Raw genomic sequence first — 24291 nt, 5'->3', positions numbered from 1 at the left:
GAATGAGATGATTGTTGTTACCTTGACCTATAAAAAACCATTAGCCGAAGTTGATGCTGTACTCAAAGAGCATATTGCTTTTTTAGATCATTACTATGAGCAAAAGAAATTTCTGGCATCGGGGCGCCGAAAAAATAGAGTAGGTGGGGTAATTTTAGTTCTAAGCTCTTCGGTTCAAGAAGCTGAAGAAATCATGAAAAATGATCCATTTTATATTCATGATGTAGCCGATTATGACTTTATTTGGTTTGAGCCATCGAAAAGTTTAGAAGAAATTAAAGCGTTTGTTTAACTAAAAAATAAAGGGATCTATAAAAGATCCCTTTATTTAAAAAGAACTAATTAACCCTGCAATACACTTACATCAGCCACAGCAGTAAACAAGTTACGTAGCTGAGCTAATAAACGTAAACGGTTTGCTTTCAGGTCAGCATCATCTGCCATTACCATTACACCATCAAAGAATGCATCAATCGGCGCGCGAAGTGCTGCAAGCTTAGAAAGAGCAGCAGTGTAGTCTTTTGCTGCAAGTAATGGTTCAACTACAGGTGTCACTGCTTGAAGCTCGGCAAATAATGCTTTTTCAGCATCTTCAACTAAGTTAGCTTCAACTACAGAACCTTCAGGTGTTGCTTCTTTGGCAAGAATATTGGCAACACGTTTATTTGCAGCAGCAAGTGCAGCAGCTTCAGGTAATGTACGGAAGTGGTTAACAGCATTTACGCGCTTGTCAAAATCAAGTGGAGATTTTGGTGCAAGTGCTTGAACGGCTTGAAGTACATCAACAGCAACGCCTTGGTCTTCGTACTTGGCACGGTAACGACCTTCCAAGAATGCAACAGCATCAGCACGAGTCTTGTCGTGGTCTTTAACGATATCGCCATAGCCTTGAAGCGCAAGATTCACTAGCTCTTCAATCGTTACATCTAATTCATTTTCAATGATTAAACGTAAGATACCAATTGCTGAACGACGAAGAGCAAACGGGTCTTTAGAGCCTGTTGGCGCTTGTCCAATACCGAAAATACCAACCAGCGTATCTAAACGGTCGGCAAGGGCAATGGTTGTACCTGTTTTGGTTTTTGGTAAAACATCACCCGCAAATTTTGGTAAATATTGCTCACCTAAAGCTTCAGAAACTTCAGTGTTTTCACCTTCAATACGTGCGTAGTAAGTACCCGCAATACCTTGAAGTTCTGGGAACTCACCTACAAGTTCAGAGGTTAAGTCGCATTTAGCAAGTAATGCAGCTTTTTCAGCATCGGCTGGGTTTGCACCAGTGATTGGAGATAATACAACTGCAAGTTTTGCAATACGTGTTGATTTGTCCCAAAGCGTACCAAGTTGTGCTTGGAATACCATGTTTGCTAGTTTTTCTTTACGAGATGCAAGCGGTTGCTTTTGATCTTGTAAGAAGAAGAACTCAGCATCAGACAAACGAGGGCGAACAACTTTTTCGTTACCTTCAATAATTTGAGTCGGGTCTTTAGACTCAATGTTTGAAACAGTAATGAAGTAAGGCTGTAATTTACCTTCTGCATTGATCAAACAGAAATATTTCTGGTTGTCTTGCATTGTCGTAATAAGAGCTTCTTGAGGAACAGCTAAATAGCGCTCTTCAAAAGTTGCACGTAAAGCTACAGGCCATTCAACCAGACTTGTTACTTCATCAAGTAAGTCAGCTGGAACAATTGCAGTCGCGTTAACTTCATCAGCTAACTTTTTCACTTGTTCTTGTATGGTTGCCTGACGCTTTTCAAAGTTCGCAACGACGTAAGCTTTTTCTAAAGCAGCCAAGTAGTCATTTGCATGCGCTAAAGTTACAGCTTCAGGTGCATGGAAACGGTGACCATAAGTCACATTACCAGCTTTATGATCTTGAATAGTCGCATCAACAATTTGGTCGTCTTTGAGTAAGAGAACCCATTTCACTGGACGTACAAATTCGGTACGGCTTGCAGCAGAACGCATGCGCTTAGCAATTGGTAAGTTGTCTAGCGAAGTTTGTAAAATCTGTGGAAGTAAAGCGTCAAGGCTTTGACCTTTCACATCTTTTAAATAGCAAACTTTTTCAACTTTACCTGCTTGGAATGTAGAAAGCTGATCAACAGTAATGCCTTGACCACGCATAAAGCCTTCAAGTGCTTTAGTCGGTTTGCCTTCTGCATCGTAAGCTGCTTGAACAGCCGGGCCGTCAAAACGTTTTTGTGTATCCGCTTGCGCAGCATCTACATCTACAATTTTAAGCGCTAAACGACGTGGAGCGGCATAAGCTTCAACAGATGCGAAGTTTAAACCTGCTTCATTTAAGCCTTTTACAGTTTCTGCTTGTAGTGCATCACGTAATGTTTTTAAGCTTTTTGGTGGAAGCTCTTCACAGCCAAGTTCGAATAAAACAGTATGTTTGCTCATTAGTTTTTCTCCGCCTTTGCTGCTTCACTTTCAGCTTGTGCTTTTAGCTGTGCCAATACTTCATCACGTAAATGCGGTTCTGCCATTGGGAAGCCAAGTTCTGCACGCGCTTGTACATAACTTTGTGCAATTGCGCGTGCCAAAGTACGTACACGTAAAATGTAACGCTGACGCTCAGTCACAGAAATTGCACCACGTGCATCAAGCAAGTTAAAGGTATGAGACGCTTTAACAACTTGCTCATAAGCTGGAAGTGGAAGTTTAGCTTCCATTAAACGGTTTGCTTCTGACTCGTAGAAATCAAACAGTTCAAATAGTTTGTCAACTGGAGCGTATTCAAAGTTATAAGTCGATTGCTCAACTTCATTTTGATGGAATACGTCGCCGTAAGTTACAGTACCGAATTGGCCTTTGGTCCAAACAAGGTCATATACCGAATCAACACCCTGTAGGTACATCGCAAGACGTTCTAAACCGTAAGTGATTTCGCCTGTTACTGGGTAACATTCAACACCACCAACTTGTTGGAAGTAAGTGAACTGAGTTACTTCCATACCGTTAAGCCAAACTTCCCAACCTAAGCCCCAAGCCCCAAGAGTTGGAGATTCCCAGTTGTCTTCTACGAAACGGATATCGTGAGTAAGCGTATCAATCCCGATTGCTTTTAAAGAATCAAGATAAAGCTGCTGGATGTTGTCTGGGTTTGGCTTAAGTACCACTTGGAACTGATAGTAGTGTTGCAAACGGTTCGGGTTTTCACCGTAGCGGCCATCTTTTGGACGACGTGAAGGTTGAACGTATGCCGCGTTCCAAGTCTCTGGCCCTAAAGCACGTAAGAATGTTGCGGTGTGGAATGTTCCAGCGCCCATTTCCATGTCGTAAGGTTGTAGTACGACGCAGCCTTGTTCGGCCCAATAGTTTTGTAGGGCAAGAATTAAGCCCTGAAATGTATCAATGTGCGAGATGGCGCGACTCATGTAGCATCCACGAATTTATGAGAAAAATTGCCCCTAAGTATAAGGATTTTGTAGGGGAGTGGCAAAGGCTTAATCAAATGAATACGTGATTAGCCTATTTGTTTTCGGCTTAGCCATTTCAAGCTTAACCAGTAGCAAAAGCCGGTAAATAAAATCATGAGATAAAAACTGTAAATCTTATAAATATTCCACCAAGGAGACGGGAATGACCCGACAAAAAACAAACGTGTAATATGGCTAATCAAAATCCAGATCGCAGTTCCGCTGATGAAAATACTCATCAGATTTAAACGACTTTTACGGGCCAGAAAATAGGAAATGATATATGCGAAAGGAATAATTAGAAGGCCATAAAAAAGTAAATAAAATAAGAAATGGGCTAGTAAAATAACTCCAATCGAATAAAGGTTAAACTCAGCATTTAATGTCATGACCCCTAAGGCAGATAAACTCAGCAATGGTAGGGGTGCAAGCGCAAGTGCATGAATAATCGTTTTTTTGTTATATTGAAGCATATTAAAAATTATAGAACTGAGAAGAAGTTATGTTGAAATTTTGCTGCAAACTTATTGTTTTATCCAGCCTTTTCTGTAGCCCGTGGCTTTACGCGCAAACCGAAACTGATGAGCAAGATGAATACAATCAATGTGTAGACCAGACCATTAAAGAAATGAAGCTTGAAAGCATTAATAATATGGTCGTGTATAGCTGTTCTGAACAAGCTAAAAAGACTTATGAAGAAAAAATTGTTGCTCTGATTGATCAAATTCGTGCACAAAGCGAAGAATACAAACAGCCAGAACGTTACCAAGATATTTTAAAATCTCAGCGACTCTGGAAAGCCTATGTAGATCAGGAATGTAATAATGCAGGTTCATATATCGGCTCACCGATGTATTCATATTGCCCAATGCAAGAGTATGAAAAGCGTGTAAAGCAGCTTGAAGAATACGTTAATTAAGACAGATTATTTTAAACGTCACCTCATGACGCTGAGCGTACTTCCCTAGATTAAATTTAAGAATGCGACATGATATTTTCTAAACGATGCCATAAATGAGTCGTTTGATATGTCTGATCGCATTCGGGAAAAACTACAAATTCTTGCTGATGCTGCTAAATATGATGTGTCTTGTTCATCAAGTGGCAGTGACCGTAAAAACAAAAATAAAGGTCTGGGGGATGCTAGTCATTCGGGTATTTGCCATAGCTATACTGAAGATGGTCGTTGTGTGTCTCTCTTAAAAATTCTGTTTAGCAATGTCTGTATTTTTGACTGCGCCTATTGTGTTTCACGTCGTTCTAATGACGTTCAACGTGCCGCATTTACGGTACAAGAGGTCGTCGATTTAACCATTAATTTTTACCGTCGTAATTATATTGAAGGGTTATTTTTAAGCTCCGGCATTTTTAAATCGGCGGATCATACGATGGAGCGCATGCTCCAAGTGGTTAAAAAGTTGCGCCTTGAAGAAAACTTTAATGGTTATATTCACCTAAAAACAATTCCGGGCGCATCGCCTGAACTGATTCATGAAGCAGGTTTATATGCTGACCGGATGAGTATTAATTTAGAAATGCCGACAGAGATGGGGCTAAAAACTTTTGCGCCAGAAAAATCACATGAGGAAGTACAAAAAGATTTAGGTTTGGTTCGTGACAGACTCATTCAACTGAAAGATGAACGACAAGTTATTAAGCATGTGCCGAAATATGTACCAGCAGGGCAGACCACCCAAATGGTGGTAGGAGCGCATCAAGAGTCAGATCAAGATGTCTTGTTCATGGCAGACAAGCACTATAAAGAATTTAAACTCAAACGCGTCTATTATTCGGGTTATATTCCAATTAATACCGAAAATAATTACTTGCCTGCTGTTGGTTCTGCACCGCCGTTGCTTCGTGAAAATCGACTCTATCAAAGTGATTGGTTGATGCGTTTTTACGGTTTTGAAGTCAATGAAATTGTTAATGAAAAACACCCAAATTTGGATCTGGATGTAGACCCAAAATTAAGCTGGGCGTTAAGGCATCCCGAGCAGTTTCCAGTAGATTTAAATCGTGCAGATTATCAAATGATTTTACGTGTACCGGGTATTGGGGTGAAATCGGCCAAGAAAATTGTGCAAGCACGCCGGTTTGGCAAAATCCATACCGATTTACTTAAAAAACTCGGTGTGGCCTATCAGCGTGCTAAATTCTTTATTCGCTGTGAAGACAGTCCAAAATTCCAAAAAGAATTGTCTTCAAGTTTTATTCGGCAGCAGATTTTAACGCAGGGATCTTCGAAATATGTGCAGCAACTCTCGCCACAATTAAGTCTTGGGTTTTAGCCATGTTTAATGAGGAGGTTGCTTACTATTTTGATGGTTCAATGGTTGGGCTGCTGAGCTGTGTTTTTCGTGCATTTCAATTTAAAGAATTACAGGTCAGGCTCTGTCTGAATGATGCAGCTCAACATGGTTTATTTGCCGATAAAATTGAGGTTGCAAATAATGAGCAACATGCTGAACGTGTATGGGCTGCGCTACAAAAAAAGCTTTCATCTTCTTCGTTAAAACAATTTTATTTTGCTTATTTATCCGAATCTTTAGATGCCTATCAGCATTTATTTAATTACTGTATTTATGTGTTTACTAGCCATGTTTCCATAGAAAAAGATTATTCAAATCCTAGTGTTCTGGCAATTGCACAGTGGACGAAAAAGGTCGGGCGAGAGAAGCATCGAATGGAGGCTTTTATTCGTTTTAAGAAAACTAAAGATGAGCTTTTTTTAAGTCTGGTTCGTCCTGATTTTAATGTTTTACCACTCATTCAGCCGCATTTTAAACGGCGTTATCAAGATCAGCGTTGGTTGATTTATGATGAGCAACGTAAGTTTGGAATTTATTATGATTTACGGGAAATACATGAAGTTTCGCTCGAAGCCTCGGACGTTGACCGTAATTTAAAAAATGGAATGAGTCAAAGCTTTCAGCTTGAGTTAGATGAGCAAGAAGTTTTGTATGATCAGCTTTGGAAAGATTATTTTAAGAGCGTAAATATTACAGAACGCCAGAATATAAAGCTCCATGTGCAATATTTGCCGAAACGTTACTGGCGTTATTTAAATGAAAAATTGATGGAATATTAAAATTTTCAAATAGTAAGAATATATTCAACAGGTTTTCTGATAATTGAAAGATATAATTTAAATGCACTTTATGTGGCTTTGGGCGTATACTTTTGCCCGTTATAAATAACGGCATATCCCCTAAGGTGTACTGTGAGTGTTATACAGCCAGAATGGTTACAGATTTTAAAACCGAATTTTAAGGTTTTACCACTAAAAGAACGGTTGCTTTGTGGCGTTGGAGCGCTATGCGGTTTAGCAATTTCTTCCTTAATTAGCTGGTATGTTTTAGGTGGAATTAATGCATGGTACATTGCACCTATGGGAGCTTCCTCAGTTCTCTTATTTGCTGTGTCGACCAGTCCGCTGGCTCAGCCCTGGAATGTTATTGTTGGTAATACCTTAGCCGCTATTATTGGCGTAGCCTGTGCACAGTACATTCCGGATTTAACTACGGCTTTTAGTGTGGCTGTAGGGCTTGCTATATTTTTAATGATGACCACTGACTCTTTGCACCCACCGAGTGGTGCAGTTGCGATTACGGCTGTGTTGGGTGGTGCGGCTATTCACAAATTAGGTTTCTATTTTGTTTTCTATCCAGTTCTACTCAATTCATTACTTCTACTCGGTTTCGCCATATTTTTTAATCGACTGATTGGACGGCATTATCCGGTTACTGCACACTTAAATGAACGTAGTAAAGACCCAACGCCAACTCAAAAAGTCTCAATTCAGCCAAAAGATATTGAATATGCATTAGAGCATCACACTGAACTATTAGATATTAGTCAGTACGATTTAGAAAAAATCATTTTAGAAGCGCAAGAACATGCCAATGAACGCATGGTGAACCAATATGCCTGTCAGGATATTATGAGCCGTGATGTGATTAAACTACATGAAGATGATGATATTCATCAGGCATTAGATAAATTTAAACAAGTGAACTTGATGAGCTTACCTGTGGTCAATGCAGAAAACCATTTGGTAGGAACTTTAGCACTATATGAAGTTGTGGAGTGGTTTAAAGGGGCAGCCGATCCAAGAAACTCATGGCAACATTATGTAAAGCAAATTATGAGTCGTCGAGTTGTTACTGTACTACCAACTCAGCCTATTCAAGATCTTGTACCTTACTTTGTTGAGAAGTCATTTAACTATATTCCTGTTGTTGAAGAGCGAAAACTGATAGGAATCATTAGCCGTGCAGATATGATCGCGGCATTACAACAGCAGTTAAATCGAAAACTATAATTTTAAGCATAAAAAAAGCTACGGTTGATTAGGGGATGCAACCGTAGCGACCAAAATAAACTAAGTGATTTAATGTATTTGTTCTTCTCGTACAGTACGAACAGGTTGTTGATAACCTTGTACTTGTTCAGGCTGTCTTTTCGGAATAACTAACCATAATACCAAGTAGACTAAAATTCCTGGGAAAGCCGCACTCATTACCGAGACCAATACGAAAATAATGCGTAATAAATTTGCGTTCCAACCAAAACGTTCAGCAATACCGCCCATTACACCGGCGATCATGCTTTGTCGGTTCGAGCGATATAAACCAGAATTGGTCATGTAGTTCTCCTCAAATATATAAATGACAAGGTTTGTTATTTCCCTTGGTTAATAGAAATATGGTGACAAAATTAACTAATTAAAGTCCGATAAAATTAAAAATAGTTAAAATATGTAAATGATTTAAATGAATGAAAGCAACATCTACTAAAATGCACCCTTTCGGGGCTAAAAGTGTTTGTAGCAGTAATGGTAGTGTTCTTAAATCATAATTTGAACAGTCACATTGCTGTTGTATGTGAATGATGTATATGTCTTTGAAGTGGTCTGGTCTTTTAATTAAATATTTAGGTTTGGCAGCCATCTTATGTATGGCGCTGAGTGCCTGTGATGCAAATCATGCCGATTCTAAGGATCACTCAGCGGTAGCAACGACTTCTAAACATGATAATAGTCTAGTTAAAAGTACGACTGCAGTTAAAACGTTGGATGATGCAGCAGGGCGAACTTTTTTACCCGATGGTGCCCCAGATCAGACATCTAAAATATCTGAATCAGATCAACAATATGCAGGTCGCTATCATACCCGTATTTCATGTGAAGATAATTTTGCTGATTGTGAAACAGGTGAAGCGGAATATATTTTAAACTTATTACCTGATGGCACTGCGTATTGGAACGTTGTTCATTTTGGGCGAATCAGTAATAAAGATGGTGCAAAAAGTGCAGTCATCAATCGATTATGTCCTTCATTAAAGTGGAAAGTTGATTCTGCTGCTCATGAGTTAAAGATTCAGTGTCCAACATCAGATGTTAACTTCTACTTTAATATTATTTCGAAACAGAAATTAATCGTAAATTTAGAAAAACTGTTCTATAGCGATTATGGTAAAAATCGTGAGTTTTTAGAACAAAACTATTTTGTTCCTACAAAAGCTTATGTACTTAATAAAGAATAAAGTTATTTTAATTCAATAAAAAAGAGCGCAATATTAATTGCGCTCTTTTTTATTTTACTACTTACTTATTAGTAGTCGAAGCTAAAGTGTTCAACTGGTAATGAAGTAAGTGTACGAGAAGTCGTTACCATTGATTCTGCATGACCTTGTGCACGTGGTAATAAACGGTCGAAGTAGAAATCAGCAACTTTAATTTTTGCTTTATAGAATTCAGGAGTTTCTTTACCGTCACCTGCTTCTAATTTTTCAGAAGCAACTACGGCTTGTTGAGCCCAGAAATAAGCCATCATGACATAGCCTGAGAACATCAAGAAATCTACAGAAGCAGAAGATACGATGTCACGGTCTTTACGTGCAGCAAGCATGATACGAACAGTTAAAGTGTTCCATTGAGCACAAAGCTTTGTTAAATCCCAAGCGAAACGACGTAAGTATTTATTACGTGCATGTGTTGCACAGAATTTTAAGATTTCAGCAGTGTATTCACGCACTACTTTACCTTTTGAGCTTAACAACACTTTACGACCAATCAAGTCGAGTGCCTGAACACCAGTTGTTCCTTCGTATAAAGTAGAAATACGAGCATCACGTACGATTTGCTCCATACCCCATTCTTTGATGTAACCATGGCCACCATACACTTGCATACCATGGTTAGCAGCTTCTAGGCCAAGCTCAGTCAAGAAACCTTTCAAAATTGGTGTATAGAAACCAAGTTTGTCATCATAATCTTCAAATGCAGCTTGGTCACCGCGCGTCAAAGCGTCTGTCATTTTGTCAGCAAGTTGTGCTGCGTAATAGATCATTGAACGACCGCCTTCAGCGATCGCTTTTTGAGTTAATAACATACGACGTACATCAGCATGGTGAATAATCGCATCAGCCACTTTATCTGGATCTTTTTTACCAGAAAGGGCACGCATAGACATACGTTCTTTGGCATAAGGTAGAGCACCTTGGAAAGATAACTCAGCATGTGCAATACCTTGAACCGCAGTACCAATACGCGCAGTGTTCATAAAAGTAAACATCGCATGTAAGCCTTTGTTTACTTCACCAATGAGGTAGCCTGTAGCGTTGTCAAAGTTCAATACAGCCGTTGCAGAAGCACGAATACCCATTTTGTGTTCGATTGAACCACAGCTAACAGTGTTACGTTCACCTACGCCACCATCAGTGGTTGGAATAAACTTAGGAACGATAAATAAAGAAATACCTCGTGTACCTGCTGGCGCATCTGGAAGACGTGCAAGCACGATGTGAATAATGTTCTCAGTTAAATCGTGTTCACCAGCAGAAATGAAGATTTTTGTACCAGAAATTTTATAAGTACCATCAGCTTGAGGTTCAGCTTTAGTTTTTACCTGACCTAAGTCTGTACCACATTGAGGTTCGGTTAAGCACATTGTGCCGCTCCATGTACCTTCAACAAGTTTAGGCATATAGGTTTGTTTTTGCTCATCTGTACCGAATTGCAAAATCGTATTCATACAACCTGAGCTTAAACCCGGATACATGGTAAATGACCAGTTCGCTGTACCCATCATCTCTGATTTAATCAGGTTTAAAGACATTGGAAGGCCTTGGCCACCAAATTCTTCAGGATAAGAAAGTCCTTGCCAGCCACCCATTACAAACTGGTCATAAGCTTCTTTAAAACCTTTTGGTGTTTTCACTTCGCCATTGTCAAAATGGCAACCTTCTTCATCGCCAGATTGGTTAAGGGGAGAGAGTACGTTTTCACAATAATCTGCCGCACCTTCAAGAATCATATCTACAGTATCTGGATCTGCACTTTCACCATTTGATAAAGTTTTATAGTGAGCAGGATAGTCTAATACTTCATTCATTAAGAAGCGGATATCGTGTAGGGGAGCTTTATATGCTGGCATGGCTTTAATCCTAATTGTAAGACATTGTGGGATTATCTGAATCGATGATTTGATTATTCACTCGCATGATAAAAATACAATGTTAATCACACCCGAAAAGAATGTCAGAAAAGCGAATTTTGTCGAAAATAAATACACTGGAAATTATATTTTCTGATAAAGTCAGGTCTTATACTTTTATGTGAAAAAACAACTAATTTTTTTATTTTTAGCAAGTTTTGTTAAAAAGATAAAGCGATAAGGTTTTAAAAAAGGTTATGCATTTAAAATATCTCAGTTTATGTTTATTTAGTTTGGGCTTGACTGCATGTGCACAACACGGCGTGCGTCCACAAGTGGCATCTGCGAATTTAGAGCAAAAGGCCATTCAAAGCGTTAATGCGATGTATGAATATCCAAGTTATGACTATCGCGGAAACTTTAAAATCACGGTTGATCCATCACAAATAAAGCAAAATGGAAAAGCTGAAAATAGTCCAAAACTTGATGCCGAATTACAAAAGAAAGTTGATCAATATTTACGTGAGCAAAAAGTTGGTTTAAGTAAAGCTCAGAAACAAACCCTATATGCAGCTATTGCAAATGAACAAGGTGATTTGGGGTCCTCAGCACGTTCTGAAAAAGTAAACGCCGTATTAATTAATTTATTAAATGATCTTCAATTTAGCTATGATGGCTCAATTCATTACCGTCAAAAAATGGGTTCATTTAACCTTACTGCTAAATATGAAAAACCAACGCTATTGGTTCAGGCAAAATTGCCAATGGTGCTTGATCTGGAAAATTATAAGTTTTACGTAAATTACTTCGGTTTAATGCCGTATTTAGTCAATAAAGAAAATCAAAATAATTTGGCTTATATTGATTTTTCAAAATATAAAGACTTCTTTAAAAATGTCGATACGAAGAAGTTTATTGAATATCTTAAAGCTTCTAGCGCGGTTTCTTATCGTTTGGCTGACCCGCAAAACTTACAACGTGTATCTTTGACAGAGACTGATCGTAAGGCTGGGGCAGTTGACAAAATTCGTTTGAAAACCACCATTGAAGAGTTGCTTTTAGAAGTTGAGCTGTATGGTCAGGTCAATGATAAATATCTTCAAAAAAGTGTATTAGGTTTTGATAACCAAAAAATGGCTGAAAAAGTAGCAAAAGAGCTTGCCGCTTCTGAAGCGAAAAAAGGCGCAGTTAATAAAGAAGAACAAAAAGTTTCTTCTGATGATGCCGCTGCTGTAAGTCAGGAATTGTATAGTTTAATCAATGCACACTTTGATGGTGCTCTTTCATCAAATGACGCAGGTGAGGACAATTTAACTACGGCAGCACAAGCTCCGGCAGCAGCAGATGCATCAGTTTCTGAAGATCAAAATGGCAGTGAAGAAGCAGCTGCAGGTGGTGTACAGGATGCACAAGGTGAAGACGCTGTAACGCTTACCGAAGATCAATGTATTGAATTAAAGTCACTGAAAAAACCGGTTGCTTTAGGTGATATTAATTATTGCCAAGTTTATGACATTGATGTGCTAGATCAGAGTGCGGCAAGTGCTGAAAAAGTTCAAACCAAGTCTCGCCGAGACACTTTAAAACAAACTTTTGAAGCTTATAACCAAAACCAGTTTATCAATGATGAAGCATTTAAAGCTTTATGGCTAAAACACAAGGCCGAAATTGAGCAAGCTTTACCTAAGCAAAGAAATCCAATCACGATTGATGTGGCTTTAGATGATAAAGGTCGTGCAGTGAACATGACCTATGATGTTGCTTATACGCCAGCTGAGTTTAAACATAGCTTTAATATTAAAGCGGACATGCAAATTTTAAACTACGGTAAAGCAACCTCAATTGATCAAAAGCAGCTTAAACAGGCCAAGTCTGTAGCTGAAGCAAGTAAAGGTTCTATGCTCGAAAACTTTATTAAAGGTTTTGGAGAAAAGCTTGGACAAGGTGATGTTTTAGAGCATCCGGTAGGCACACATAGTGATGTACAAGATTTAGATGCAAATCTGGCTGTACTGGCTGATAAAACCTATGATGCAACGCATGCTTATGACAAAACTTATAAAGCAGTATTTATTGCCAAATTAACAGCTGAAAAACCGTCATATATCAAATATTACTCTGTTCAACAGCTACAAGAAATTGCAGAGGTTTATGCTTACTGGTTCTCGGAAGAAGATACCTATAACCCTCAAGGAAAAGCTTTAGAGCGTATTACTGCTTTACAGAAAAAGCATCATCTTGAACAGGATGAACAGTTTGACCATGAGTTAGGGCGTGCTGTAGATCATATTGTAATAGAGACTATGCAAGGTAAAGCAGGGCGTGAAGCTTGGCAGAAACTACAGAAGCAATATAAACAACCAGCCCAACTGTTCTCAAAGCAGTATCAGTTAGAATTTGAAAAACAAAATGGTGTTTCTGCTGAAGAAAAGCATTTGTTATCAGAAACGGCTGATATTTTAGGAAACGTTTATGTGGCCGCGCGTAAACAACAGCTTACGGAAAAAACAATTCAGAAGTTAAAACCTGAACATAATGAATTTATTGATTATGAAATTTTCCGAGATGTTTATAAGCAAATGGTCGCTGCTAAAAAATAGTAAATGAGATAAAAAAAAGAACCTACTTGATGTAGGTTCTTTTTTTAATTATAGAAAATCTTTTAACTCTGGTTTTACACCATTCCAGATATAAAAAGCTTCGATGGCTTGGCCTACTAACATACCAAAACCTTCTGCATAAGGCACATTACGCTGTTTCGCCTGATCAAGGAAACTAGAAGGTTTGCCATAAGCCATTTCATACGCATATTTGAACTGTAATTTTTCAGGAAGTTGTAAAGCATCACCTGAAAGACTTGCAGAAGTTGCATTAATTACAATATCAAAATCGCCGTCTAAATCATTTAGAGAAATTGCTTGTAATTGGGCTTGTGGAACTGCTGTTTTTAAGTCATCTACAAGTTGTTCTGCACGAGCGAGGGTTCGGTTGGCAATGACGATCTTTTTAGCGCCAGCCTGTACCAGTGGATAAATGACACCACGAGTTGCACCACCAGCTCCTAAAATTAAAATAGTTGTATTTTCTAAGTTCCAATCTAAAGCTTGTATTGCGGCGACTAGGCCTTGGCCATCTGTATTGTCACCATGCAATTTGCCATTTTCCATCCACAAGGTATTTACAGCTTTAGCAATTTGGGCACGCTCGGTTAAAACATCACATAAAGCAAAAGCTTGCTCTTTAAAGGGAACAGTAACATTCATGCCACTGCCGCCTTCTGCAAAGAAACTGCGCATGCTTGACTCAAAACCATCTAGAGGAGCGAGACGTTTTTGATAGTTTAGATCAACACCTGTTTTTTGAGCGAAAGCATGATGCAATTCAGGCGAGCGTGATTGTTCGATCGGGTTGCCAATTACTGCAAACTGTTTGGTCATTCTTGTATCCAAAATTTTAAAATGGCATAAAGCAGATAAAGCCTATGCTGAATATTCAGCAGGCCTCACTATAAGTCAAAATAACACAAGAAAAAATATTTGAATGAAGGAAGGAAAATTGAAATCAAAAAAGGAGATTCTTTAGGGTGGAAGCCAAAGAATCCCCAAAACAAAAAATTAAGCGACTTTTTCTTTTAAACCTAACCAATCACGAGGTTTTAAGTAATAGTCAGTTAAACGCTTCTCTGGAGAGTCTTCATCCCATTCAGGACGATAAGACCATGCAGCTAAATTAGGTAGGCTGACTAAAATAGACTCGATACGGCCACCTGTTTGTAATCCAAACAACGTACCACGGTCATAAACCAAGTTATATTCAACATATCTACCGCGGCGATAAAGCTGAAATTCTCGTTGAGCTTCGGTATAGGGCTGTTCACGGTGTTTTTCGAAAATTGGCAAAATGGCATTTAAATAACCATTGCCTACAGCTTGAATATATTTAAAGCAAGTTTCGAAATCCCAGCAATTTAAATCATCAAAAAATAAGCCACCCACACCACGCTGTTCATCACGATGCTTTAAATAAAAGTAATCATCACACCATTGCTTATGTTCAGCATAAACATTGTCACCAAAAGGTTTACATAAGTCGTAAGCAGCTTGATGCCAATTTAAAACATCTTGGTCATCTGGATAAAATGGCGTTAAATCAAAACCACCACCAAACCACCAAATCGGATCTTGTCCTTCACGTTCTGCAACGAATAAACGGACATTTGCATGAGAGGTCGGAATATTTGGGTTTTTAGGATGAATAACTAAAGAAACACCTAGTGCCTGAGCTTTAGCTCCTGCAATTTGAGGGTGACGTTCTGTAGCAGACGCAGGAAGTTTACTAATGTTGATGTGAGAAAACATCACACCACCTTTTTCGATCACTGTACCATTTTGCAGCACACGTGAACGACCGCCGCCGCCTTCAGGGCGTTCCCAATCATCAATAATAAATTCTGCCGTACCACCGCCAGCTTTTTCTTGTTGTTCTAAACCAGCACAAATACGGGCTTGTAAATCGAGGAGAAATTCGCGGACACGTTGAATATCTGTGGAAGTCGGATGTTGCATAATGACCCTCAAAGATGATTGATATAAATTAAATACATCAAAACATAAAACCATAAAAAAAGTAAGGGATTTTTTCTAAATCTTGAAAAAATCCCTTAAATATTGTTTTTAAATTTTGGAATTGGAATCAAAAATCATCTTTTTGATAAAGGTGATCCATTCTTTCACGTTTGGTTTTTAAATATTGTTCATTAAAAGGATTGCGGCCGACAGTTAACGGTACACGATCTACGACATTAATACCCTGATCTTTGAGTGCCTGAATTTTCAAAGGATTATTGGTAATTAATTTCACTTCTTTTACTTTTAAGTGATCGAGCATAATGCTACACATATCGTAACGGCGTGCATCGGCAGGTAAATTCAGTAGTAAATTGGCATCTACTGTATCGTGACCCTGATCTTGCAAAGCATAGGCACGAATTTTATTGGTTAAACCAATTCCACGACCTTCTTGGCGTAAATATAAAATTACACCTTGTCCTGCTTCATTGATGAGTTTTTGAGTGGCTTGTAATTGTGGGCCACAATCACATTTTAATGACGCAAAAGCATCACCTGTTAAGCATTCAGAATGTACACGAACCAAAACAGGGCCTGTTGGCGGATTTTCTAACCCTTTAGAAAGTGCCACATGTTCTTCACCTGTAACGGGATCTTGAAACACAGAAATATTGAATTCACCAAAAGCGGTCGGGAGTTTTGATGTTGCAATGAACTCTATAGGCACAGATTAACTCATCTTTTAACCGAAAACGGTTTAAAGTATAGCGTAATGCTGGGAGATTGGTCGAATTGTCATAATCATTTTGCACACTAAGGTTTTCTTTTTTGTATAAAGAAGACGATAATAGTTGATAAATAGTCAGATTATTCAGGATAATCTGCCAACCATACCCATAATGTATGAGAGACTGCTTTGCATGATCTCGTTCGCAAATGTGGCTGATTGAAGGTGACTTCATTCGATTGTATGATCGACCCATTTTGACCCAGCTTAGGATTTGCCAGGCTTATAAAGGCTTTGCCACATATGTTGTATACCGAAATTCCAACTCAACGCCCTGTTACGCCATTGTTAGATGCAATTGATCATCCTCAACAATTACGTCAGCTCGAGCATAGCCAACTGGTTCAAGTGGCTGATGAGTTGCGTCAATATATTTTATATGCAGCAGGCCAGAGTGGTGGCCATTTCGGTGCTAACCTCGGCGTGGTTGAGCTGACGGTTGCGCTGCATTATTGTTTTAATACACCAAATGACCGGTTAGTTTGGGATGTAGGACATCAAGCATATCCACATAAAATCCTGACTGGTCGCCGTGAACAAATTACAACTATCCGTTCAAAAAATGGATTAGCAGCTTTTCCTGCCAGAGAAGAATCGGTTTTTGATACCTTTGGGGTAGGGCATTCGTCAACAGCGATTTCAGCTGGCCTAGGTATGTCACTTGCACGCCGTTATCAAAATGACCCATGTGAAGTTGTTTGTATCGTAGGTGATGGTGCAATGACAGCAGGCATGGCATTTGAGGCTATGAATGATGCGGTTGCACATGATGCTGACTTGATTGTTGTACTCAATGACAATGACATGTCCATTTCTTGCAGTACTGGCGGCTTCGCTAAGCATTTAGCTGCAATTTGGGAAAAAGGTCATTTAGTCAATGTAAATGAACATGGTGAAGCTTATATCCAGCCACATCCAAAATGGACCTATAACTCTCGATTACACCAATCGGCAACCGATGCTGCAGATAACCTATTTAAAGCAATTGGTTTTGATTATTTTGGACCATTTGATGGGCACGATGTCAATCAGTTAGTTCAAGTGTTCAATGCACTTAAAAAGCGTAAAGGTCCACGTTTAGTTCACGTTTATACTAAAAAAGGCAAAGGCTTTGCTCCTGCTGAAGCTGACCCGATTACTTACCATGCGATTGGTAAAATTAATGCGACTTCAGGCGGGAAAGCCCCACCAAAGTATTCGGATGTTTTTGGTGAATGGTTATGCGATGAAGCTGCTCAAGATGAGCGGTTGCTTGCGATCACACCTGCTATGTGTGAAGGCTCGGGCATGGTTAAGTTTGCCAAGCAATTCCCACAGCGTTTCTTTGATGTCGCAATTGCAGAGCAGCATGCCGTAACACTTGCAGCTGGTATGGCTTGTGAAGGGCTAAAACCTGTTGTTGCAATTTATTCGACATTCTTGCAGCGTGGTTATGATCAACTTATTCATGATGTTGCATTGCAAAACCTTGATGTAACTTTCGGTATTGATCGTGCCGGTCTAGTGGGTGAAGATGGCCCAACACACGCAGGTGCATATGACTATGCCTATATGCGTACTGTACCGAATATGGTGATTATGGCGCCAAAAGACGAAAATGAATGCCGTCAAATGCTTCATACAGCCTATGCCTATAATGGTCCTGCCGCAGTACGTTACCCACGTGGTGCAGGTGTGGGTGTCGAAATTCAAAAAGAAATGACGGTTCTTGAATTAGGTAAAGCTGAAATCGTTGCAGAAATTAAACCAAATAGTGATGAGCAAATTACAGTTCTAGCATTTGGTAGCCGTGTCATGGTTGCTATAGAAGCTGCCGAGCAACTTGCACAAAAACACGATGTTGGTGTGCGTGTTGTAAATATGCGCTTTGTAAAACCGCTTGATGAGCAAATGATTCGAGACTTGGCTGAACATACTCATTTATTCGTGACAGTTGAAGAACATGCGATTATGGGTGGAGCGGGTAGTGCAGTAAATGAGTTTATGGCACAAGAGCAAATTGTTAAACCTATCATTAACTTAGGTTTGCCAGACTCATTCTTGCATCAGGCTTCACATAATCAAATGCTGCAAGATTGTGGTTTAGATGCGAAAGGTATCTTGAACTCAATTGAGAGAGCTTGGCTTAAGCAAAATCAGGTCGTTTAATCCGTTAATAAAATTTTTGAAACATTTTTTCCCATAAAGCGCATTCATTTGCTAAAATGTATGCGCTTTTATGCATTATTCTTTGTCAAAATCTTCAAATTTGTATTGTAGTGGGTGTTCAATGGAACCTATGGTGGTGATGGCTGCGCGTGCGGCTCAAACAGTTGGTCAAGAGCTTTTAAAAGCGCATCAAAATCGTCATAAACTCGATTTGCAAGTTGAAGAAAAAGGCATTGATGGTCCTGTAACACGTGTAGATCGTTATTTAGAACAATTAACGATTGATACATTACGTAAAAGTTATAAAAACCATAGCTTCTTAGGTGAAGAGTTCGGTTTGCAAGAAGGCAAAGGCCACGATGCAGACTGGTGCTGGGTAATTGACCCACTTGATGGCACGCAAAACTTCATTAATGGTTTCCCTCATTTCTGTATTTCTATTGCAGTTCAACACAAAGGCGTTACTCAGCACGGCGTAATTTATGACCCTGTACGTGACGAATTGTTCTCTGCAAGTCGCGGTCGTGGTGCGGTGATGAACCAACGCCGTATTCGTGTAAATGTAAAAGATAGCTTAGAAAATACGTTCTTGGCAGTAGGCCATCCTTATCGTGCTAAACGTGCTGGTGAAATCGTATCTTATGCAGAGCAGCACTTTGCTTCATTATTAGCTGTTACTCAAGCGGGTGCTCAAATCCGTCGTGGTGGTTCAGCTGCTCTAGATTTAGCTTATGTTGCTGCTGGTCGTTTCGATGGTTTCTTTGAACTTGGTTTAAAACCATGGGATATCGCTGCTGGTGAACTTATTATTAAAGAAGCAGGCGGTGTAGTGGTTGATGCTCGTGGTGGAAATGATTCACTTGAAAATGGTCAAGTGCTTGCTTGTTCACTTAAAATGCTAAAACCATTAATGCAAACAGTAGTTCCTGCTTGGGATAAAGCTGCAAAATAATTGAGAAACGCTTTGTGAGTTAAAACCCTCTTTTTATAGAGGGTTTTAATTTTTTAATGATCGGTAAAATAGAAATAATAATAGAAATAACGATAAAGTTGATTAAAACACATGACTTTTAAATTCTTTCTGCTATAATCCGCCCACGCACTTAAATTTCCGTTCATTACCTGAACATTCTGTTCTATTCATTGTAAGCGCACGCTGTCCATAGAGAGGACCATTTCTTGCGCCCCGATCGCTCAGCGATTCTTCAGGTTCGGCCGTAATCAAGCGTGCGTTTAATCCACATCGTCGTTACTCGGATTGCCGCTGAATAATAAGGTTCAGCTAATTTTGCTTTGCCGCTTTGTGCCGATGTCTATTTTGTACTTATTAAAAATGGAGCACCCATTAGGGTGAAACTCTCTATGAGCAAAACTTTTGCCGAATTTTCTTTGCATGAAACCTTACAACAAGCGCTTGAAGGTTTAGGTTTTACTACCCCGACTCCTGTGCAAGAACAATCTATTCCTGCAGCTTTAGAAGGTAAAGACCTTTTAGTTTCTAGCCAGACTGGTTCTGGTAAAACTGCTGCATTCTTGTTGCCGACATTAAATAACTTGGCAGGTCAAGAAACTTTCGTTCCGTTCAAAGAACGCATGAAAGCTGTAACTCAACCAAATATTTTGGTAATTTCTCCTACTCGTGAATTAGCACAACAAGTAAGCCAAGATGCAATCGCATTTGTACGTCATATGAAAGGTGTTCGTATTGCTGCCATTATGGGTGGTATGCCGTTTGCTAAACAAATTCAACAGTTAAAAGGCGCGCAAGTTGTTGTTGCAACTCCAGGTCGTTTACTTGACTTGGTAAACCGTCGTCAAATTAAATTAGACCAAGTAGATGCTTTAATCGTTGATGAAGCGGACCGTATGCTTGATCTAGGTTTCTCTGAAGACTTAGAGGCAATCAGCGAATTAGCGGCTAACCGTAAACAAACATTAATGTTCTCTGCAACATTTGCTGATCGTATTATTCGTCTTGCAGCATGCATGATGAAAGATCCAATGCGTATTGCAATTGAAACAGGTCATTCAACCAATACAGATATTACTCAAACATTGCATTGGACTGATGGTTTTGAGCATAAGAAAAAATTACTTACACATTGGTTAAGTGATGAAAACTTAGATCAAGCTGTAGTTTTTGCAAGCACTCAAGAAGACACTGATATGTTGGCTGAAGAGCTTGCTGAAGCAGGTCATTCAGTTGTTGCACTTCACGGTGCAATGCCACAAACAGTTCGTAACCGTCGTTTACGTAGTATCCGTGAAGGTCGTGCAAAAATCTTAGTTGCAACTGACGTTGCTGCTCGTGGTCTTGACGTTCCAACAATTTCACACGTAATTAACTTCGGCTTACCGATGAAGCATGAAGACTACGTACACCGTATTGGTCGTACAGGCCGTGCGGGTCGTACAGGTCAGGCAATTACTTTAGCGACTTATCGTGAGCGCGGTAAGATTCGTGCACTTGAAGAATATTTAGAAGCACGTTTAAGTGTTTCTGAAATTGAAGGTTTAGAGCCATCTCCACCTCCTGCTCGTTCAGGTCGTGATGGCGGTGGTCGCGGTCGTGGCGGCAACGGTGGTCGTGATGGTCGTCGTGGTGGCGGTTTCGGCGGTGGTCGTCGTTTTGAAGGCGAAAGTAACTTCAAACGCCGTGAAGGTGGTCGTGATGACCGTCCGCGTCGTAGCTTTGATGATAAACCACGTGGTGATCGCCCATTCGGTGGTGAAGATCGTCCGCGTCGCGAGTTCAACTCTGACCGTCCACGTCGTGAAGGTGGTTTTGAAGATCGTCCAAAACGTAGCTTCGGTGGTGAAGATCGTCCGCGTCGTGAGTTCAACTCTGACCGTCCACGTCGTGAAGGTGGTTTTGAAGATCGTCCAAAACGTAGCTTTGGTGGTGAAGATCGTCCACGTCGTGAGTTCAACTCTGATCGCCCTCGTCGTGAAGGTGGTTTTAACGATAAGCCTCGTTTTGATTCAAATGATGACAACCGTGGTAATCGCGTAGATTATAAACCTCGTCGTGAAAACGGTTTTGGTGACCGTCCACAACGTAGTTTTGGTGGCGAAGATCGTCCACGTCGTGAAGGTGGTTTCGGTGATCGTCCAAAACGTAGTTTTGGTGGTGAAGACCGTCCACGTCGCGCAGTTCGTGAAGAACATTTTAATCAAGAATCTCGTGGTGAACGTCGTCGTAAATTCGACCGTTAATCTTAAAAAGATTTAAAAAAAGGCCAGTTAACATACTGGCCTTTTTTATTTTTCAGTTTTGTTATAAAATAACAAAATGTGAAATAGTTCAACATTTATTGTAATAATGCGTAAAAGTAAGCGAAAAGAGACTCCTTTGGCATGGTTGAGTAAATTATTACTTCAACATGGTTTGCCATACCTTTTTATTGCACTCGCTTTGTGTAATGGAATCTATTTTGCCTATGCTTTATTAACTGGCCATTTCGTAGATCAGTTTCAAGTTCTCAATCAGTAAAAATCTTTTCAAAATCTAGCTCATATTGATGAATGAGCTTGTTTCGCTTTTGTCAAAATTACAACAAGATTCTCAAAATTCAGTGTTATAGTATGCGGGCATAAAAGTGCAGGAATGATTGCCATTATGAATAATAAAACTCCTCTCTCGACTCAGTCACTCATTGAAGTGAAAAATTTGAGTTTTAATCGAGGGGAACGCGTCATTTATGACAATATTAGTTTAAATATACGTCGAGGCCAGATTACGGCCATCATGGGACCATCTGGTACAGGTAAAACGACTTTATTACGTCTGATTGGTGGGCAGCTTGTTCCCGATCATGGTGAAGTTTTGCTTGATGGTAAAGATATTGCTCAAATGTCACGTCAGGAATTGTTTGCAGCGCGTGCACGTATGGGAATGCTATTCCAAAGTGGTGCTTTATTTACCGATATGTCGGTGTATGAAAATGTCGCTTTTCCAATTCGTGCGCATACTAAGCTTTCTGAAAATCTGATTGCTGAACTGGTCGCTTTAAAGCTTGAGTCTGTTGGCCTGCGTGGAACAGAACAGCTTATGCCTACTGAGCTATCGGGTGGTATGAATCGACGAGTTGCTTTAGCTCGTGCAATTGCGCTTGATCCAGATTTAATTATGTATGACGAACCTTTTGCAGGGCAGGACCCGATTGTAAAAGGTGTTTTAACACGTCTCATACGCTCATTGCGAGAAGCTTTGGATTTAACCACCATTATTGTTTCGCATGATGTTCCTGAAACCCTATCTATTGCCGATTACATTTATGTTGTGGCAGAAGGAAAAATCCAAGGGGAAGGAACACCAGAAGAATTGCAAAAATATGCTTCTCCATTTGTAAAACAGTTCTTAACCGGTTCTGCAGAAGGTCCGGTTGAGTACCAGTTTAGCCACCAAGCTTATTTAGATAACGAGGTTCGTCCATGAATACGATTGCCTGGTTAGGTAGACTCGTTATTGAGCGGATTCGAGGGATTGGTGTTGCGGCACTGATGCTCTTACAAATTATTTTTTCATTACCTTCAGCAGGCGGTTTTGGACGTTTCGTCTATCAAATGCATCGTGTAGGGGTAATGTCTTTACTTATTATCACGGTATCAGGTTTATTTATTGGTCTGGTACTCGGATTGCAAGGCTACTCAATATTGGTCAATGTTGGTAGTGAATCAATGCTAGGCACTATGGTGTCTTTAACTTTACTGCGTGAGCTTGCACCAGTTGTTGCTGCTTTACTATTTGCTGGACGAGCAGGTTCTGCATTAACTGCTGAAATTGGTTCAATGAAACAAAGTGAACAGCTTGCCAGTATGGAAATGATTGGTGTTGATCCTTTAAAGCAAATCGTATCACCACGTCTTTGGGCTGGCATGGTCAGTTTGCCAATGTTAACTGTTATCTTTGCTGCGATTGGTATCGTTGGCGGTAAATTGGTTGGTGTTGACTTTCTTGGCGTTGATGAAGGCTCCTTCTGGAGTGGTATGCAAAATAATGTTCAATTTGGCCATGACGTTGTAAATGGCATCATTAAGAGCATTGTATTTGCTTTACTTTGTACATGGATTGCTGTTTTCCAAGGGTATGCATGTGATCCAACACCTGAAGGCATTGCAACGGCAATGACCCGGACGGTTGTATATTCTTCATTATGTGTTTTAGGTTTTGATTTCGTGTTGACTGCGGTCATGTTCGGAGGGATTTAATGAAATCACGTACTAGTGAGCTGGCCGTAGGTATCTTTGTCATTATCTTCGGTATTGCTTTATTCTTTTTAGCGATGAAAGTAAGTGGTTTGGTGGGTACAAACTTGAGCGAAGGTTACACCATGAAAGCTCAGTTTGATAATGTTAACGGACTTAAACCACGTGCTAAAGTAACGATGAGCGGTGTAACAATTGGTCGTGTTGATTCAATCACGCTTGATCCGGTTACACGTTTAGCTACAGTAACTTTTGACCTTGATGGAAAACTGACAAGTTTTAATGCTGAACAGTTAAAAGAAGTTCAAAAAAATGCTTTAGACGAATTACGTTATAGTTCTGATTATACGCAAGCGACTCCAGCGCAACAAAAAACAATGGAACAGCAACTGATCAGTAACATGTCATCCATCACCAGTATTGATGAAGATGCTTATATAATGGTTGCAACCAATGGTTTATTGGGTGAGAAATATTTAAAAATCGTACCGGGTGGTGGTCTTAACTACCTTAAACGTGGCGATACAATTTCTAATACCCAAGGAACGATGGATTTAGAAGATTTAATTAGTAAATTTATTACTGGTGGTGGCGCAGGTAAAGTTGCCGCTGGTTCATCATCCTCAGCAGAAGAAAAAGCTCCTGCAAGTACTGACAGCAGCGCACAGCCGTCATTTGTTGAGTAAGAGATTATTTGAAGGAGTGGTTCC

At 39.7% G+C, this 24291-nt stretch carries 21 protein-coding genes; 13 read left to right on the top strand and 8 right to left on the bottom strand.

Annotated features, from left to right (window positions below; genetic code table 11):
- The first annotated feature begins 7 nt into the window (after positions 1-7).
- Positions 8-292: a YciI family protein gene (locus MKL35_RS03225; RefSeq protein WP_032011486.1), complete on the top strand. Its 285-nt coding sequence runs from the start codon at positions 8-10 to the stop codon at positions 290-292.
- A 50-nt stretch (positions 293-342) separates the two neighbouring features.
- On the opposite strand, the gene glyS is transcribed toward MKL35_RS03225, so the two are convergent.
- The 3 genes from glyS to MKL35_RS03210 all read right to left on the bottom strand — a co-directional run bounded on the left by glyS (position 343) and on the right by MKL35_RS03210 (position 3904).
- Positions 343-2412 carry a glycine--tRNA ligase subunit beta gene (glyS, locus tag MKL35_RS03220; RefSeq protein WP_032011487.1) on the bottom strand — a complete coding sequence of 690 codons (2070 nt, stop codon included), beginning with the start codon at positions 2410-2412 and terminating at the stop codon, positions 343-345.
- Positions 2412-3389 carry a glycine--tRNA ligase subunit alpha gene (gene glyQ, locus MKL35_RS03215; protein WP_000085212.1) on the bottom strand — a complete coding sequence of 326 codons (978 nt, stop codon included), beginning with the start codon at positions 3387-3389 and terminating at the stop codon, positions 2412-2414. The genes glyS and glyQ overlap by 1 nt, the downstream gene beginning before the upstream one ends.
- An 89-nt stretch (positions 3390-3478) precedes the next feature.
- Positions 3479-3904, bottom strand: a complete 426-nt coding sequence (locus MKL35_RS03210; protein ID WP_032011488.1) for a hypothetical protein — start codon at positions 3902-3904, stop codon at positions 3479-3481.
- A gap of 29 nt (positions 3905-3933) precedes the next feature.
- Between MKL35_RS03210 and MKL35_RS03205 the strand changes: the two genes are divergently transcribed.
- The 4 genes from MKL35_RS03205 (at position 3934) to MKL35_RS03190 (ending at position 7755) form a co-directional block, all read left to right on the top strand.
- On the top strand, positions 3934-4350 hold the full coding sequence (locus MKL35_RS03205) for a lysozyme inhibitor LprI family protein (protein WP_004711766.1): 417 nt from the start codon (positions 3934-3936) through the stop codon (positions 4348-4350).
- 109 nt (positions 4351-4459) lie between these two features.
- On the top strand, positions 4460-5722 hold the full coding sequence (locus MKL35_RS03200) for a putative DNA modification/repair radical SAM protein (RefSeq protein ID WP_002052302.1): 1263 nt from the start codon (positions 4460-4462) through the stop codon (positions 5720-5722).
- A gap of 2 nt (positions 5723-5724) precedes the next feature.
- On the top strand, positions 5725-6522 hold the full coding sequence (locus tag MKL35_RS03195) for a TIGR03915 family putative DNA repair protein (RefSeq protein ID WP_004711769.1): 798 nt from the start codon (positions 5725-5727) through the stop codon (positions 6520-6522).
- A 132-nt stretch (positions 6523-6654) separates the two neighbouring features.
- Positions 6655-7755, top strand: coding sequence for an HPP family protein (locus tag MKL35_RS03190; protein WP_002052280.1), 1101 nt, complete (start codon positions 6655-6657; stop codon positions 7753-7755).
- 69 nt (positions 7756-7824) lie between these two features.
- Here the strand turns inward: MKL35_RS03190 and MKL35_RS03185 are convergent, their stop codons facing one another.
- A complete protein-coding gene (locus MKL35_RS03185; RefSeq protein WP_002052345.1) occupies positions 7825-8079 on the bottom strand; it encodes a PspC domain-containing protein in 255 nt (84 codons plus the stop codon).
- 251 nt (positions 8080-8330) lie between these two features.
- On the opposite strand from MKL35_RS03185, the gene MKL35_RS03180 reads away from it, so the two are divergent.
- The gene (locus tag MKL35_RS03180) at positions 8331-8978 is read left to right on the top strand and encodes a hypothetical protein (protein ID WP_032011490.1); all 648 of its coding nucleotides are present in this window, start codon (positions 8331-8333) and stop codon (positions 8976-8978) included.
- Between the two features lie 68 nt (positions 8979-9046).
- Here MKL35_RS03180 and MKL35_RS03175 read toward each other — a convergent pair whose 3' ends face one another.
- Entirely contained in the window at positions 9047-10870 is a 1824-nt protein-coding gene (locus tag MKL35_RS03175) for an acyl-CoA dehydrogenase C-terminal domain-containing protein (protein WP_032011491.1), read from the bottom strand.
- Positions 10871-11127: 257 nt separating this feature from the next.
- Here MKL35_RS03175 and MKL35_RS03170 point away from each other — a divergent pair, with 257 nt between their 5' ends.
- On the top strand, positions 11128-13470 hold the full coding sequence (locus MKL35_RS03170) for a hypothetical protein (RefSeq protein ID WP_106479506.1): 2343 nt from the start codon (positions 11128-11130) through the stop codon (positions 13468-13470).
- A 48-nt stretch (positions 13471-13518) separates the two neighbouring features.
- Here the strand turns inward: MKL35_RS03170 and aroE are convergent, their stop codons facing one another.
- From aroE to ribA, 3 genes are all read right to left on the bottom strand, one after another.
- Complete coding sequence (aroE, locus tag MKL35_RS03165) at positions 13519-14307, bottom strand: shikimate dehydrogenase (protein WP_004884609.1); 789 nt, start codon at positions 14305-14307, stop codon at positions 13519-13521.
- Between the two features lie 177 nt (positions 14308-14484).
- Complete coding sequence (hemF, locus tag MKL35_RS03160) at positions 14485-15435, bottom strand: oxygen-dependent coproporphyrinogen oxidase (protein WP_004884608.1); 951 nt, start codon at positions 15433-15435, stop codon at positions 14485-14487.
- A gap of 127 nt (positions 15436-15562) precedes the next feature.
- Positions 15563-16165, bottom strand: a complete 603-nt coding sequence (gene ribA / locus MKL35_RS03155; protein ID WP_001121174.1) for a GTP cyclohydrolase II — start codon at positions 16163-16165, stop codon at positions 15563-15565.
- Between the two features lie 303 nt (positions 16166-16468).
- On the opposite strand from ribA, the gene dxs reads away from it, so the two are divergent.
- The 6 genes from dxs to mlaD all read left to right on the top strand — a co-directional run bounded on the left by dxs (position 16469) and on the right by mlaD (position 24267).
- A complete protein-coding gene (gene dxs, locus MKL35_RS03150) occupies positions 16469-18373 on the top strand; it encodes a 1-deoxy-D-xylulose-5-phosphate synthase (RefSeq protein WP_032011495.1) in 1905 nt (634 codons plus the stop codon).
- Positions 18374-18494: 121 nt separating this feature from the next.
- Positions 18495-19325, top strand: a complete 831-nt coding sequence (locus MKL35_RS03145; protein ID WP_002052337.1) for an inositol monophosphatase family protein — start codon at positions 18495-18497, stop codon at positions 19323-19325.
- A gap of 410 nt (positions 19326-19735) precedes the next feature.
- Positions 19736-21589 (top strand): DEAD/DEAH box helicase, encoded by a 1854-nt coding sequence (locus MKL35_RS03140; protein ID WP_016804170.1) that lies wholly within the window; start codon positions 19736-19738, stop codon positions 21587-21589.
- Between the two features lie 403 nt (positions 21590-21992).
- Entirely contained in the window at positions 21993-22811 is an 819-nt protein-coding gene (locus MKL35_RS03135) for an ABC transporter ATP-binding protein (protein ID WP_004711782.1), read from the top strand.
- The gene (gene mlaE / locus MKL35_RS03130) at positions 22808-23584 is read left to right on the top strand and encodes a lipid asymmetry maintenance ABC transporter permease subunit MlaE (protein WP_031955924.1); all 777 of its coding nucleotides are present in this window, start codon (positions 22808-22810) and stop codon (positions 23582-23584) included. The genes MKL35_RS03135 and mlaE overlap by 4 nt, the downstream gene beginning before the upstream one ends.
- Entirely contained in the window at positions 23584-24267 is a 684-nt protein-coding gene (gene mlaD, locus MKL35_RS03125; protein WP_002049738.1) for an outer membrane lipid asymmetry maintenance protein MlaD, read from the top strand. The genes mlaE and mlaD overlap by 1 nt, the downstream gene beginning before the upstream one ends.
- The last annotated feature ends 24 nt before the right edge of the window (positions 24268-24291 follow it).

Origin of the sequence: Acinetobacter sp. AOR41_HL (assembly GCF_027854645.1) — a bacterium.
GTDB classification, from domain to species: domain Bacteria; phylum Pseudomonadota; class Gammaproteobacteria; order Pseudomonadales; family Moraxellaceae; genus Acinetobacter; species Acinetobacter nosocomialis.
This window is presented reverse-complemented; position numbering and strand designations above follow the sequence as displayed.